This window comes from Sebaldella termitidis ATCC 33386, from assembly GCF_000024405.1.
Lineage (GTDB): Bacteria > Fusobacteriota > Fusobacteriia > Fusobacteriales > Leptotrichiaceae > Sebaldella > Sebaldella termitidis.
The window spans coordinates 3,553,054-3,567,240 of the sequence record NC_013517.1 but is presented as its reverse complement, the minus strand read 5'-3'; the positions used below and the strand labels follow the sequence as shown (position 1 = coordinate 3,567,240).

At 34.8% G+C, this 14,187-nt stretch carries 11 protein-coding genes; 10 read left to right on the top strand and 1 reads right to left on the bottom strand.

From position 1 onward, the window contains the following. Positions 1-15: 15 nt before the first annotated feature. The 10 genes from STERM_RS16690 to STERM_RS16645 all read left to right on the top strand — a co-directional run bounded on the left by STERM_RS16690 (position 16) and on the right by STERM_RS16645 (position 13,518). A complete protein-coding gene (locus STERM_RS16690) occupies positions 16-831 on the top strand; it encodes a 5'-nucleotidase, lipoprotein e(P4) family (RefSeq protein WP_012862801.1) in 816 nt (271 codons plus the stop codon). A gap of 76 nt (positions 832-907) precedes the next feature. After that, positions 908-1,330 carry a DUF2059 domain-containing protein gene (locus STERM_RS21415; protein WP_012862800.1) on the top strand — a complete coding sequence of 141 codons (423 nt, stop codon included), beginning with the start codon at positions 908-910 and terminating at the stop codon, positions 1,328-1,330. Positions 1,331-1,361: 31 nt separating this feature from the next. Further along, the gene (locus STERM_RS16680; protein WP_012862799.1) at positions 1,362-2,609 is read left to right on the top strand and encodes a pyridoxal phosphate-dependent aminotransferase; all 1,248 of its coding nucleotides are present in this window, start codon (positions 1,362-1,364) and stop codon (positions 2,607-2,609) included. A 247-nt stretch (positions 2,610-2,856) separates the two neighbouring features. Further along, positions 2,857-3,837 (top strand): PstS family phosphate ABC transporter substrate-binding protein, encoded by a 981-nt coding sequence (locus tag STERM_RS16675; RefSeq protein ID WP_012862798.1) that lies wholly within the window; start codon positions 2,857-2,859, stop codon positions 3,835-3,837. 47 nt (positions 3,838-3,884) lie between these two features. After that, on the top strand, positions 3,885-4,892 hold the full coding sequence (locus STERM_RS16670) for a PstS family phosphate ABC transporter substrate-binding protein (RefSeq protein ID WP_012862797.1): 1,008 nt from the start codon (positions 3,885-3,887) through the stop codon (positions 4,890-4,892). Positions 4,893-4,912: 20 nt separating this feature from the next. Then, positions 4,913-5,287 (top strand): hypothetical protein, encoded by a 375-nt coding sequence (locus STERM_RS16665; protein WP_012862796.1) that lies wholly within the window; start codon positions 4,913-4,915, stop codon positions 5,285-5,287. A 710-nt stretch (positions 5,288-5,997) separates the two neighbouring features. Beyond that, positions 5,998-6,195: a hypothetical protein gene (locus STERM_RS16660; protein WP_012862795.1), complete on the top strand. Its 198-nt coding sequence runs from the start codon at positions 5,998-6,000 to the stop codon at positions 6,193-6,195. 11 nt (positions 6,196-6,206) lie between these two features. After that, positions 6,207-6,479: a hypothetical protein gene (locus STERM_RS16655; RefSeq protein ID WP_012862794.1), complete on the top strand. Its 273-nt coding sequence runs from the start codon at positions 6,207-6,209 to the stop codon at positions 6,477-6,479. Positions 6,480-6,495: 16 nt separating this feature from the next. After that, positions 6,496-6,765 carry a hypothetical protein gene (locus STERM_RS16650; protein WP_012862793.1) on the top strand — a complete coding sequence of 90 codons (270 nt, stop codon included), beginning with the start codon at positions 6,496-6,498 and terminating at the stop codon, positions 6,763-6,765. 15 nt (positions 6,766-6,780) lie between these two features. Then, positions 6,781-13,518 (top strand): autotransporter domain-containing protein, encoded by a 6,738-nt coding sequence (locus STERM_RS16645; RefSeq protein ID WP_012862792.1) that lies wholly within the window; start codon positions 6,781-6,783, stop codon positions 13,516-13,518. A gap of 126 nt (positions 13,519-13,644) precedes the next feature. On the opposite strand, the gene STERM_RS16640 is transcribed toward STERM_RS16645, so the two are convergent. Beyond that, on the bottom strand, positions 13,645-14,058 hold the full coding sequence (locus tag STERM_RS16640; protein WP_012862791.1) for a lysozyme inhibitor LprI family protein: 414 nt from the start codon (positions 14,056-14,058) through the stop codon (positions 13,645-13,647). Between the last annotated feature and the right edge of the window lie 129 nt (positions 14,059-14,187).

Here is a 14,187-nt window from a genome sequence, read left to right as displayed (position 1 = left end):
AAAAGGGGAGAAAAAATGAAAAGTTTTAGAAAATTATTGTGTATATATATAATAGTAATATTCACGGGAATTATACATGCAGGAAGCGCAGATACAGATACTGTACAAATGACTTATGAGAGTCTCCAGTCACAGCAGACAGTTTTGGGAACAGTATGGATGCAGACTTCGGCAGAATACAGGGCCTCTGTATATCAGGTATTTAATTTTGCAAAGAGTAGATTTATTGAAGAAAAAAGTAAGAACTATGAAAAAAAACTTGCAGTTATTGTGGATATTGATGAAACAGTACTGGATAATATTTATACTCAGGCTGAATATATAAAAGAAGGGAAAAATTTTTCTCCGAAAGCATGGGATGAGTGGAGAAAGGCGGAAAAAGCCGCTGCTATGCCGGGAGCTGTTGATTTTGTGAATTTTATATATGAAAACGGCGGAGAAGTATTTTATATAACGAACAGAAAAGAGGCTGAAAGAAAAAATACACTTGATAATCTTTTGAAAGAAAAATTCAAGGCAGATAATAAACATCTTATAATGAAAACAGGAGAATCCAGTAAGGAATCGAGAAGAAACCAGATAGAGAAGGATTATCATGTCGCAGCTTATCTGGGAGATGATATAAACGATTTTATTGATGCAGGGGCTACAGCAGAAGAGCGGAGAAGGAAAGTAGACGAGCTTTCGAAAGAATTCGGGAAAAAATATTTCATTATTCCGAATCCTGTGTATGGAAGCTTTGAAGCAGCAATAAATTCTGACTATTATAAAACAGACTACAGAGGAAGAACACAGATGAGGGAAAGTTCACTGAAAGGGTGGAAAGAATAAAAGAGAAATAATTATAAAAATTATGTATTTGTGATATAATTATTTCATAACTATAAAATAAATAAGGAGTGAGCATATGAAAAAATTATTTATTATTACAATGTTAGTATTCACAATAAACATAACAGTTTTTTCCGCTGAAACGCCAAAGCAGAAAAAAATAAAAGAATTATTTCAGGTAATGGATATTCAGGCAGCAACAAATGAAATGTCGGAAATGATACTAAATGATACAGATAGTATGAAATTATCAAAAAATCAGAAAGCTGCGATGCAGAAAGAGATGCAGTCAATGATGGATTATGTACTGAATAAACAGGCCGAGCTTTATGACAGGCATTTTACAGAGCAGGAAATAGACGATATTCTGAATTTTTATAAAACTCCGGCAGGGAAAAAGATAATAGAGGAGACTCCGAAAATTACAAAGGAATTATTTACTGATCTTATGGAGAATTATTATCCTGATATGATAAAGAGAATGGAAAAAATAAAGTAAGCATAGATTAATATAAAGTAGGTGAAGAAAGGTGTTAGCAAATCATTCAAAAGATAAGTCCATTGTGGATAAGGTATTTACTGTGGTGGCTAAAGCAAAAGAAGCAAAGGAAAAATTCGGGCAGGAGAATGTAATAGATGCCACAATAGGTGTTTTATGCAATGAAGATGCTCAGTTTGTTAATTTTAAGACAGTATCGGAAGTTTATAAAAATCTTCCCGACAATGAAATAGCAGCTTATGCCAGTTCATTTTCCGGAGATCCGAAATATCTGGAGTGTGTAAAAGAAGTAGTTTTGGGGAAAAATTACGGGGAAGAGTTCAAAGATTCCTTTATAGACGCTGTCGCTACTCCCGGAGGAAGCGGTGCCGTAAGCAATACTATCTGGAATTATGTGGATAAAGGAGAGAAAATACTAATACCCGACTGGATGTGGGAGTCATATAAGATTATGTCAGAAGAATTCGGTGTAAAATACGAGCTTTACAGCCTTTTTGACGAAAACGGGGCATTTAATACTGCTGATTTTGAGCAGAAAGCAGAAAAAATAATAGAAGAACAGGGTAAAGTTCTTGCTATAATAAATGATCCATGTCATAATCCAACGGGATATTCACTTTCTATGGATGAATGGAAAGAACTGCGTGATTTTTTTATAAAAACAGCTTTAAAAGGGGATATTATTCTTTTGAATGATATAGCTTATATAGATTATGATTTTAGGGGAGAAAAAGGAGCAAGAGAATATATGGAATATTTTAAGGGGCTTCCCGAAAATGTTCTTGTGATTTTTGCTTTTAGTATTTCCAAGGCCTTCACTGAATACGGACTGAGAGTGGGAGCACAGCTTGCACTGTCATCAAGCAAAAAAGTAACAGATGACTTCAAACGGGCAAATGAATTTTCATGCCGCAGCAGATGGTCTAATATATCAAGAGGAGGGATGAGACTTTTTTCTGATATAGTATCTAATCCTGAGCTTTTTGATAAATTGAAAAAAGAAAGAAATGAATATGTCGGGCTAATGAAAGAAAGAGCTGATATTTTTATAAAAGAGGCAAAAGAAGAGGGGATTCCTATGTGCACATACAGAGGAGGTTTTTTTATAACTGTTCCTCTTGGTGATGATACTGAAAAAATAGGACTTGAGCTTCAAAAAGAAAATATTTTCACTGTAATACTGGAAAAAGGTCTCAGAATAGCAATATGCAGTGTACCAAAAAGACAGCTGCACGGGTTGCCGGCTAAGATAAAAATGGTAATAGACAGGGTAAAATAATATTTATACAGTTATTTAGAAAAAATAGAACTTTTTATGAATAAAATTAGAAAAACAGATATTGCAGCTTTGGGTATCTGTTTTTTGCTTTTTTATACGTATATTGCTTATTTTATAAAAAATCAAATTTTATTCTTAAAATGTTGTTTAATATAAATGAGTGTAGTATAATTAAACAAAGCTAAATGAGTAAAATGACTATTTTTAGATATTTGCTGTAAAAATTAAATATAAAAAGGAGGAATAAATGAAAAGAATTAAAGTATTTTTTTTGTTGTTAATAACAACAGGGGCAGTGACTTTCAGCGCTTCGAAATCCATAATGCTGAAACCTGATTACGATGTGGAAAGAGTAGTGGGAGAGGTGGATTTATGGGATTATACACCTTTTGCACCGGGAAATCTTCTGTATAAATTTGAAAAAGCTCCGAGCATCAGTATATCTGAGGATTATCCCACATTAGACGGAGCAACGGCGGGTTACCCGATATACGGTTCTATAGTACAGGCAGTTTATAAAGGACTTGATGATGATACGATATGGGAATATGTTCAGTGCAATACGACGCCTTATGCTTATGAAAGACTTATAAATAAAGAGGTAGATGCTATATTCGTACTGGAGCCTTCAAAAAAGCAGCTTGAAGCAGCTAAAAAAGCAGGTGTAGAGCTGGAACTTATACCCATAGGAAAAGAAGCATTTATATTTTTTGTAAATAAAGAAAATAAAGTAAGTAATTTAAGTGTAAAGCAAATACAGGAAATATACACAAAAAAAATAACAAACTGGAATAAGGCAGGCGGGAAGTCATTGAAAATACAGGCTTTCCAGAGACCTCAAAATTCCGGGAGTCAGACAATTATGGAAAACAGAGTAATGAAGGGAATAAAAATGACTCCTCCGCTAAAAGAAGAATTTTTCATGGGAATGGGCGGGATAATACGCGGTGTGGCAGATTATAGAAATTATGAAGGATCTATAGGATATTCTTTCAGATACTACACAACAGGGATGAATAAAAATGATAATATAAAAATTTTATCAATAGATAATGTAGAGCCCAGCATAGAGAATATCAAATCAGGAAAATATCCGTATACAGTAAACTTTTATCTTGTTACAAGAAAAGATGTGAAAAATAAAAACCTTGATATGCTGATAGAATGGATATTAAGTGATGAGGGACAGGAAGTAGTAGAAAAAACGGGCTATGTGCCAGTAAAATAAATAAGATATTTTTATTAAATAATAAGAAGTGGATATCAGGAGGAATAATGAATAAGAAAACAGCGTTATTTTTATTTTTAGCAGTAATAATAATGATGATATTGAGTGTAATAGGTATTGGAGTATATAAATATGTTTATAATTCAGGTAAATTAAAAAGGGATACTTCTGTAGATCAGGTGGCAGACGGATTTTCCATACAGCGCTATGTCCCTTTTTCAGGAGAAAACAGCCTGTATATATTTGAAAAAGAACCGGAAATCAGTATAGAAAGTAATTATCCTAAACTGGACGGGGCAACAGCGGCATATCCTGTGTATGGTTCCATAGTACAGGCAGTTTATAAAGGTCTTAATGAGGAAACAGTCAAGGATTATGTGCAATGTAATACCACACCTGTTGCATATGAGAGACTTATAAATAAAGAGGTAGATGCTATATTTGGAGCAGAGCCGTCGAAAAGTCAGCTCGAGATGGCAAAAAAAGCCGGAGTAGAGCTGGAACTCATTCCTTTGGGAAGAGAGGCGTTTGTATTTTTAGTTAATAAAGATAATCCTGTATCTAATCTAAGTGTGGAGCAAATACAGGATATATACACTAAAAAAATTAAGAACTGGAAAAAAGCCGGCGGACAGCGCGCGAAAATCATGGCTTTTCAACGTCCGGAAAATTCTGGAAGCCAGACAATTATGGAAAATAAAGTGATGAACGGAATACAGATGGCACCGCCTTTGGAGGAGGAATATTACGAGCTTATGGGCGGTATAGTTAACGGAGTAGCTAGTTACAGAAACTATAAGAACTCAATAGGATATTCCTTTAGATATTATGTGACAGGAATGAATAAAAATGACAATATAAAGCTTCTGTCAATAAACGGTGCAGAGCCTTCCAGAGAAAACATCAGAACAGGAAAATATCCATACACAATCGATTTTTATATCATTACAAGAAAAGATGTGAAAAATAAAAATCTTGATATGCTGATAGAATGGATACTAAGTGATGAAGGACAGGAAGTAGTGGAAAAAACGGGCTATGTACCGATAAAGTAAAATAAGGGAGATTACTTGTTATGAAAATATTGAGTTATAAACCCAGAGAAGAAAAATATGGTTTTATATTATTTTCTGCAAAATTTGGAGACAGATGGGACAGTATAAAAGAAGAAGATCATATATTTATTTATTCATCTGATTTTGAACATATAACAGAATCTGTAAAAAGTATTTACCCGTTTGCAGACCCTGAAACAAAAGAAATACAGGAATTCTTTGATGCCTGTGGGATGAATTGTATTCCTGCCGTTGAATGGAGTAAAATATTAATTGACTTATACAAAAAAGAATATAAAGATATTTATCTGCAAAGGTTTATAGAAAACTTTTGCAACTGGATTATGGATAAAAAAAGTGATTCAGATGAAATAATGATATGGGGAACATTGTAAATAATGAGAATAATTTAAATAATAAGAGATGAAATGAGCCGCAAGGTTCATTTTTTTTTCAAAGAATGTGAAAAGTACTACTAAAATACAGTCTTTTAAAATTAAATATTAGGTAAATTTTAAAAAATAATATTAAAAATTAAAAATATAATTTTTAAAATAATAGTTCTTATTTCTAAAAAAATATATCCTTAAAGACATTATAAGGAAAATTTTTTCATTATTATTCCATAAATAAATTATTAAGCAAAATAAAAAATGTTTGACAATTTAAGAGTCTTTTGATAGAATGAATTGAACATTATTACAATAATTTAAATGATAGTAAAAATGTTTCTTTAATTGAATTCAGAATGTTTCATATTAAGAATCAGACAGTTTTTTGAATAAAACAAACAGAATTGAGTATTCGTTTTATATTTTTTTATAAAATTAAGATGCTGAATATGGAAAAATCTGAATGTAAAAAAGTAATGGGTTGGTTTTGCTTTATATTCGTAATTTCTGCGAATGTCTAGTTTGCTTAAAAATAGGTAGTTTATGATAAAATTAACATATAGTCTCGCTTCAATAGTTGTCAGACCTTTTCTGTTCTTATCATATATTTGACAATTCGTGTGGAAATAAATCTATAATGGGTATAAAAGTAATTTAACAAGCAAAATTATTATGAAGAATTATTCTAAAGAAACCTGAGAGAGGAGTAATGTATGAGAATAGTATTTTTTACGTTTCTTATAGTATTCGGTGCAGTATCGGCGGCAGAAAGCAAAAATGTGAAAACTGACGTCGCTTTAGAAATGGAAAGAGCCGATAAAATCGAAAGTTATAAGGCAAAAAAAGATCTTGCATGGCATAAAACAGAATATAACAAGGTCTTAAAGTATCTGAAAAAGACTAAAAAATAAGGAGGAATAATATGAAAAAGATTATGATCTTAGTTGCTGTAATATCTTTTTTCAGTTTTTCTGATGATATAAAAATTGATAGAGCAGTAAAAGAAAGTATTACAAAGGATTTTGACCAGGACGGGAAATACTCCGCTTATGAGAAAGCGTTGAGAAAGGCACAGGAATCGATATATGTGACTCTTCCCGAACACAGAGGCTACTGGTACAGCACTCTTGATAAAATAAAAGCTGAGGAAGAGGAATTATTACCAGATGAAACAGCAAGAATGAGAAGAAGATAACATGGAGGAGAAAATTATGAAAAAAATGATTTTGATTATATCTTTAGGTGCTCTCTGGGGAATGGTGCTAAATGCTGCTCCTACGTATGAGTACAGAAGGGAACTGAGAGAAGGTGCAAGAGGAAAGTGGATTAATCTCAGACAGCACTTAAACAGCGGACAGAGACTGGAAAGAGAAATAACAAAAGTAGATAAACAAATAGACAGAAAAGTGAAGGAAATACAGGAAATAGAAGATTTATTATTCAGAATAGAGCAGTATAAAGTGGAAAACAATATAAGGTAGTTCAGGAGGAGAATTATGAAAAAAGGAAAGAAACTATTAGTATTATTTCTGGCATTGAATGCGGTGATGGCGGCTTACGCCAAAGGAGAGAAAGCTCCTGTATCATCACGTTATGACAGAATGTATAATAATATTGTAAGAAACATAGAACAGGGAAAACCAAACGAAAAAAATTACCAACTAATAGAACGAATACTCAAACAAAGAAATAAAGAATTAAAAGATTTACATATACAGGGCGATTACATAGTAAAACCCGAATATCTTGAATGGCAGGTATTTTTTACGGGATACTATGATGAGCACGGAAAAGGCGTGGATAATAGTGAAGAAAACGCAAAATATCATTCACAGGTAACAGGATATTATGATGAAGAAGGCAATTATGTAACAACAAGCAGTGTAAAAGGCGGAATTGCAGGAAAAGGATATCAGGCTTTACAAAAACCAAAGGATATAAATCTGGGAGTAAGCATTCCTTTGAAGGGACTCACAAGAGAGCCGGTTAATCTGGCATTGTCAGAGGTTCCGGAGCTGAGCTTCAATCCGACATTCGCAGCTCCAAGTGATCCTACTAAAGTAATTACAGCAAATGTAAATGTAGATACATTTTCCATTAATATTCCTGACATAACTATTCCGGATGTGCCAGTAATCAGCACATTTGCTGTAACTGTACCATCAACAGGAAATGGTGACGACAGCTTTAACAGTCTGGGGAATGCGAGTACATCAGACCCTGGAGGAATAACATCATTTGTAGGAAATTATAATTTTTCAGAGGGTGAATTATCAGGAGTATGGAATAGTCAGTATATTACTTCATACTCATATGATAATCTTACTGGAACATCTAACTGGGCTTCAGGTTCCAATTCAATGACAAATGCAGGCAGTCTTGGATCGATAACTGTATCTGGTTCTGTACCGGCTTTATATGAGATAACAGGTGCTGATCGTGCAGTATTCGGAAAGAATTTTACCATATCGATGACAAGTAATGTGAGCGATACTTATACAGGAGTTCTTCCTCACCTTATTCAATATGACCCTCATGGATCAAGAACTACTTATCACAATTATGATTATGATTATTACGGGAATGCATTAACAAGCTGGGGAACCTATGACAAATACGGAGAATTATTAAATCAGGGAACTATTAAAGGAAATGGAAATTCACTGCTTCTAATTTCATTACAGATGCACAGCGGAAGTTTCAGTCCTACAGTAAGAAATGAAGGAAGTATATTAGGGTTATATGATAGTAATTATACAGACGGAGGAAGAAGACACGTAGCTTTTTCATTTACGGTAAGCGGTTCTACAGCAGCCAGAAGACTGGAGTTCTATAATGCATCGAACGGACTTGTGGAATTGCAGACTAAGGAAAGTATAGGATTTAACTATGCGAATACAAGTGCTGCGCATCTTTCTATATATAATGAAGGAGATGTTGTTCTGTATGGTAGAAACAGTGTAGGAGTAAAAACAGCAGGAGCAGGAGCAAATACTTTAGCTTCTTCAAAACTGGTTTTAAAAACTCCAATAAGAATAAACGGAGATTCCAGTATAGGTGTAGAGCTTGCCCAGGTAATGGACAGCGGATACGGGAACCTCACAGCCGGACAGTATGATCCTCAGTCAGCTGAAATAAGAGTGACTATAGGGGATGAAAAAAATAAGTATGCCGGAAATGCAGCGGGAAATGATGAAAATTTTGTAGAGGGAGCAATAGGGTTATATGTAAATCATGCTTCATTAAATTATAGAATAAAAGAATATGAATTACAATTCGGAGATTATGCTAAAAACAGTTCACTGGCTTATATAAGTAAAGGATCATTGACTCTTGACAATGAAAAATATTCGGTAATTAACATAGATAAAGGTGTAGATAACACAGGAATAATAGTAGACGGAACAAGCTCGACTTTAAATCTGTATCCTCATATGACAGTAGGAAGTACAGCAGTACCTGTAGACGGAACTATCGCACTGATAGCTAAATCAGGCGGAAAAATAAATCTTTTGGGATCAAACAATATAGAAACAAACGGAAAAGAATCTCATGCTGTAGTTCTGACAGATACAGGAACAACGCTGACAGGAACTTCGGGAGGAGACCATAGCTTCAAAACAGCGGGAGAAGGCAGTGCAACGCTTTATGTAAAAGGCGGTTCAATTTTGAATCTTGGAACAAGCAATAATGTAGATGTTTATGCTTTGGGAAATAAATCAATAGGTGTTTATAATGACAACGGAACGATCACGCTGGGAACAACAGGCGGAACATATGAAGTAGGAACAAACGGAGTACTTCTGTATAATTCAGGAGGAGGAACAATAAATACACCCGGAACAAGCTTTACTGTCGGTGACGGTTCAATATTTTCGATAGCTAAAGATTCAGGGACAAAAACTAATTTTACATCAGGAAGTACTTTAAATCTGCTGTCAGGATCAACAGGATTCATAGTAGACGGTTCAATGGGAATTCCGAGTTACTTTAGTGCATACTATTCAGGGTTAAACACTAATATGGATGTAATACTTTCACAGGATGCCACATTAATGGCACTGCAAAATGCAAATTCGACTTTGTCATCATTAAGCTTCGGATCAATAGGTTCTATGTTTAAGAGCATTACTCTGAATGGAGGAAATATAGCGTCCCTTTTAGAAGGAACATTAACTGTAGACCAAAATGTAAATCTGAATGATTCTACAGATGCATATAATACAATTGAAAAATCTTTGATAGGTATTACAAACAATGCTGTAATTTCTGGAAGTCTGGCTAATCAGGTAGCTATAGCAGATAATTTTTCTTCTGTAAATTCTGTAACATACAATAACATGATAAATAACGGAACAGTAAGTCTGACAGGTGACGGTTCGGTTGCAATATATGCCAATAACGGAAATATAACTAATAGTAGTGCTGTTTCAGCTACAGGGAAAGAGAGTTTTGGTATATATGGCGAAAATGGAACTGTATCAACAAATACAGGAACTATAACTATCGGTGATCAGGGAGTAGGTATTTACGGAGTAAGTTATCAGGATCCGTCAAATCCGGGAGCTAACGGAGGCGGATTAATAAATATTACGAATTCCGGAAGTATTACAGGAACAGGCGGTTCAGGAACAATAGGAATATATTCCAATACAAACAGAACCGGCGGAACAAAAGGAGATGCCGTAGTAACACTAAGCGGAGGAACAATAAATCTTGGTAATGTAACAGAAGCAATAGGTGTTTATGTAAATAAAGGAACAGTAAATGATACAGGTTCTACAATAACTGTGGGTAAAAATGGAATAGGAATATACGCAAAAGACAGTGATCTGAATCTAAGCGGAACAAATATAAATCTTTATGGAGATAATGCATTGGGGATGTATCTTGAAGGAGATACAAATCTGTTAACAGGAACAGGAAATATAGATATAAACGGACAAAATGTAACATTATTCTATATGAATACAATCCCGGGAGCAACAATAAATAATAATTTTACTGTAAGCTCATCAGCAGGTTCTACATATACATTAGGAAGCATGAAAGGCGGTTCACTGGAATATACAGGTAATGCAGGACTTGCATCTGACGGAACACTTGTGGTAGGGGAAAATTCTGCAGTGTATCTGAACGGTTCTGTAATAACAGCAGCACCAGGTGCAGTGAATGTAGCAGCTATCGCACTGGATAAGCAATATTCGGGAACAGTTCCGGTAGGAATGACAGCAGGAACAGATGGTGAAAATAACGGAACTATAATATTAGGAGACAGCTCAGCAGGTATATACGGGAAAAACGGTTCAAGAATAAGTAACAAAGGTTCTATAACTGTAGGAACAGGCTCGGCAGGACTTATGACTTCGGGAAGCGGATCTTTCGTGTTAAACAGCGGTTCTATAACTGTAGGTTCAGGTTCGCACGGAATATATCTGAAAGATGGAGCAGGTATTGATAATATGGGTTCTGGAATTATCAGCGGAACAGGAGCAGGCTCAATAGGATTATTTTCGAATAATAATACGGGTACTGTAAATAACAGCGGAATTATAGATCTTACCGGGGATAAATCTATAGGTATTTATACTATAGGAACAAGCAGTCAGGCTATAAATAATACAGGTACGGTAAAAGTAGGAGATTCGTCAAATATTTCCGATCCGAGTATAGCTGTATACAGTAATACTGCTGGAAATACAGTAACGAATTCGGGGACAGTAACAGCAGGAACAGGTTCAATAGGTATTTACAGCAATAGCGGAACAGTTATTAATAATAATACGTCAAATATAGGAAATTCAGGAATAGGTATATATTCTACAAACGGAATCGTAAATCTAAATGCAGGATCAGTAATGAACATGGGAACTGACGGGGCAGTAGCAGTATACGGAGTATCTTCGGCAGTAAATAATTCAGCTGATTTGAATACAGGAAATGGAAATTACGGATTTATATTAAAAGGCGGTTCATTGGTAAATAATGCCGGAACTAACAGTACAGTAGGAACTGACTCAGTATATATGTACAGTACAGAAGGTGCAGTAATTACTAATAATGGTAATGTAACAATGACAGGTTCTGACAATGTCGGATTCTATATGGCACAGGATCCTGCAAGCGGAGCGGGAGGAGCTGTTATGGCAAATAACGGTATCATCTCCGGAACAGCAGGAAATAATAATGTAGGTATTTATAATTACGGCGGAACAGTAGACAACTACGGTACAGTATCTGTAGGTAATTCAGATATTCTGTTTGTTTCAGGAACAACAGATGTAGATGTGGAGAATAGTAAATATTCAGTAGGAATATATGGAGAAAATGCAGCAATTGTAAACCATGCAGGAGCTAATGTGTCAGCAGGCTACGGTGGATACGGAATAGTGGCTAAAGGCGGAACAGCAAATAACTTTGGTACTGTGACAACAAATGGTGATTATTCTACTGGTATGTATACAGAAGGCGGAGTAATTACAAATGAATCAACAGGAATTATAAATGTAACAGGCAATAATGCAATAGGAATGGCAGGAAAAGGTGAAGGCTCTGAAATAATAAACCATGGTACTATAAATATAACAGGTAACGGAGCTATAGGAATGTACGGAAACCTTGGGACAATAATCACTAACACAGGTACTATAAATATAACAGGTGACGGACAGTTATTTGTATCATCAGACCCTACAAATTCACTGCATAATGTAAATTCAGGAACAGCCGGTGTAAATGGCATATTCGATAATACAATACAGTCAGTGGGAAGTACACATACACTACCGTCATTAATAAATGCGGGAATAATAAAAACTAACGGAGTACTGGCACTAGATGGAATACAGGTACTGATAAAGCCGGATCCTTCATCAGTACAGCCTTCTGGAAACCCTGACTATGACTTTGCATTATCGGGAACATCAATAATAGCAGATGAAATATCAACATCTAAGCCTATTGTAATACTTCCGGGATTCTCAGACGGTACAATTGCCAATGTTTATAAACTGGAAGGTGTAATTCAGGCAACATCAGGAAAGTATGATTTTATAAGCGGATCATTATTATGGGAGGCAACACCTCAGGCTACAGGAAATGGTTCAGATGTATATATGTCAAGAAAGGCATTTACAGAATTTACAGACGGATTATGGTTTGAAGATTTCGGGACTTCATTGGAAAATAATTATCTGAGTGCTTCCGGTGACGGAGTGGAAATATATAATAAAACTGCATATATTCCAAATGAAGAGAATTTCAGACATATAATGGCAAGTCTTGCAGGAAATGTATATGCTAATATTAATCAAAGAGAAAACGATATAGCAGGAGCATTTGAAAATTCGCTGCACTTATTGCAGGATTCGACAAATAATACAAAAGAAAATGTAAAAATAAGTATTATAGGCGGAAAAGGGAAGAATAAAGAAGAAACAGACGGAGTAACAGGTTATAATTATACTACAACAGGAGTACTTGCCCTGCGTGAGGTAGAAAGAACCTACAGACATACATTCGGATATTCGCTTGGATATTTACATTCAGGATTTGAATTCAACGACGGAAACAGTAGTGAGGAATGGGTAGATACAGTACAGCTAGGTGTACATAATAAGTATAAAGTTAATGACTGGGAAATGAGAAATGATCTTACAGGAAGAGTAAGCATGCATAATGTGGACAGAAATATAGACTGGCCTTCTCCGCATGGAAGATCGGAAATGAACGGAACATATGAAACTTATAGTGTAACAAGTGACAATATTATTGGTAAAGAATTTAAAATAAGCAAAGATGCCAGCATAATGCCATATGGAGCATTCAAGGCAATGTATGTTACAAGACCGACATTTAGTGAGAGCGGATTAGAAAGACTTGAAGTGGAAGGAAATGACGCTTGGAGTGCAAAGCCAAGAGCAGGAGTGGAACTAAAAGGAGCACTGCCGCTTGGAAAAAATACCGGGGTAAAACTAAAAGGTACATTGGATGTAGCATATGAATATGAACTTGCAGATTTAAATGAAAGAGAAAGAGCAAAATTAATAGCGGTGGAAAATGATTATCATAATTTATCAAAACCGCAGGACGAAAAAGGAACAATTAGAACAAAGGCGGCAATAGGGGTAGAAGTAGAAGATAAATATGGAATATTTATTACAGGGGAATATTTTACAGGTGATAATAAAGAAAATGATTACAGAGCAGGTGTAACATTAAAGGCAGTATTTTAGGATATGCCGTAAAGTCTGAGTTTAACAGATAATATCAGAACTGAAAAATTTCGGTAATAAAATTTATAAGGTATGTAAAAAAATGGTGTCGTATCAGCTTAATCACCGATACGGCACCATTATTTTTTATGTTTTGGATTTGAGCTTATCATAAATTCTAGCAAGCTCTATAGTACGTTTTTTGGTTTCTTCCAAAAAGATGCTGTTTTTGTTGACTAAATCTATAGTGCCGCCGCTGTTTTCCCCAGCTATCTTTTTATCTCTTTCCTTGATCCAGCTGCGTTGTGCGTTTCTGAGTGAATTTTGACCGTCCTTTGAAAGACTGGACATAAGAAGCTTATATATCTTGTTTAATTCAGCATCCCATTCATTTGAAGCATACGAAACGGCATTAATCATTTCTGCTGTTGTCTGTGCTGAATCAAGCATTGAACCAGATTTTTGTTCTACCGGCTTCATTCTGCCGAGCAGATCGCTTTCATAGTTTGCAAATGAAGATACTGCAAGCGTAAATACTAAAAATAAAATAAACTTTTTCATGAAATCCTCCTTAATGAATTAAATGATACATTATATTATATAATTATAAATTGTGTCAATATAATATCAGACAGGATTTGAAGGATAATTTCAGCAAATATTATAAATAGTTGATTTTTTTTGATATTA

Excerpts from the sequence above, each read along its gene's own strand:
- STERM_RS16690 (WP_012862801.1), top strand. The coding sequence starts at position 16 with ATGAAAAGTTTTAGAAAATTATTGTGTATATATATAATAGTAATATTC.
- STERM_RS21415 (WP_012862800.1), top strand. The coding sequence starts at position 908 with ATGAAAAAATTATTTATTATTACAATGTTAGTATTCACAATAAACATA.
- STERM_RS16675 (WP_012862798.1), top strand. The coding sequence starts at position 2,857 with ATGAAAAGAATTAAAGTATTTTTTTTGTTGTTAATAACAACAGGGGCA.
- STERM_RS16670 (WP_012862797.1), top strand. The coding sequence starts at position 3,885 with ATGAATAAGAAAACAGCGTTATTTTTATTTTTAGCAGTAATAATAATG.
- STERM_RS16665 (WP_012862796.1), top strand. The coding sequence starts at position 4,913 with ATGAAAATATTGAGTTATAAACCCAGAGAAGAAAAATATGGTTTTATA.
- STERM_RS16660 (WP_012862795.1), top strand. The coding sequence starts at position 5,998 with ATGAGAATAGTATTTTTTACGTTTCTTATAGTATTCGGTGCAGTATCG.
- STERM_RS16655 (WP_012862794.1), top strand. The coding sequence starts at position 6,207 with ATGAAAAAGATTATGATCTTAGTTGCTGTAATATCTTTTTTCAGTTTT.
- STERM_RS16650 (WP_012862793.1), top strand. The coding sequence starts at position 6,496 with ATGAAAAAAATGATTTTGATTATATCTTTAGGTGCTCTCTGGGGAATG.
- STERM_RS16645 (WP_012862792.1), top strand. The coding sequence starts at position 6,781 with ATGAAAAAAGGAAAGAAACTATTAGTATTATTTCTGGCATTGAATGCG.
- STERM_RS16640 (WP_012862791.1), bottom strand. The coding sequence starts at position 14,058 with ATGAAAAAGTTTATTTTATTTTTAGTATTTACGCTTGCAGTATCTTCA.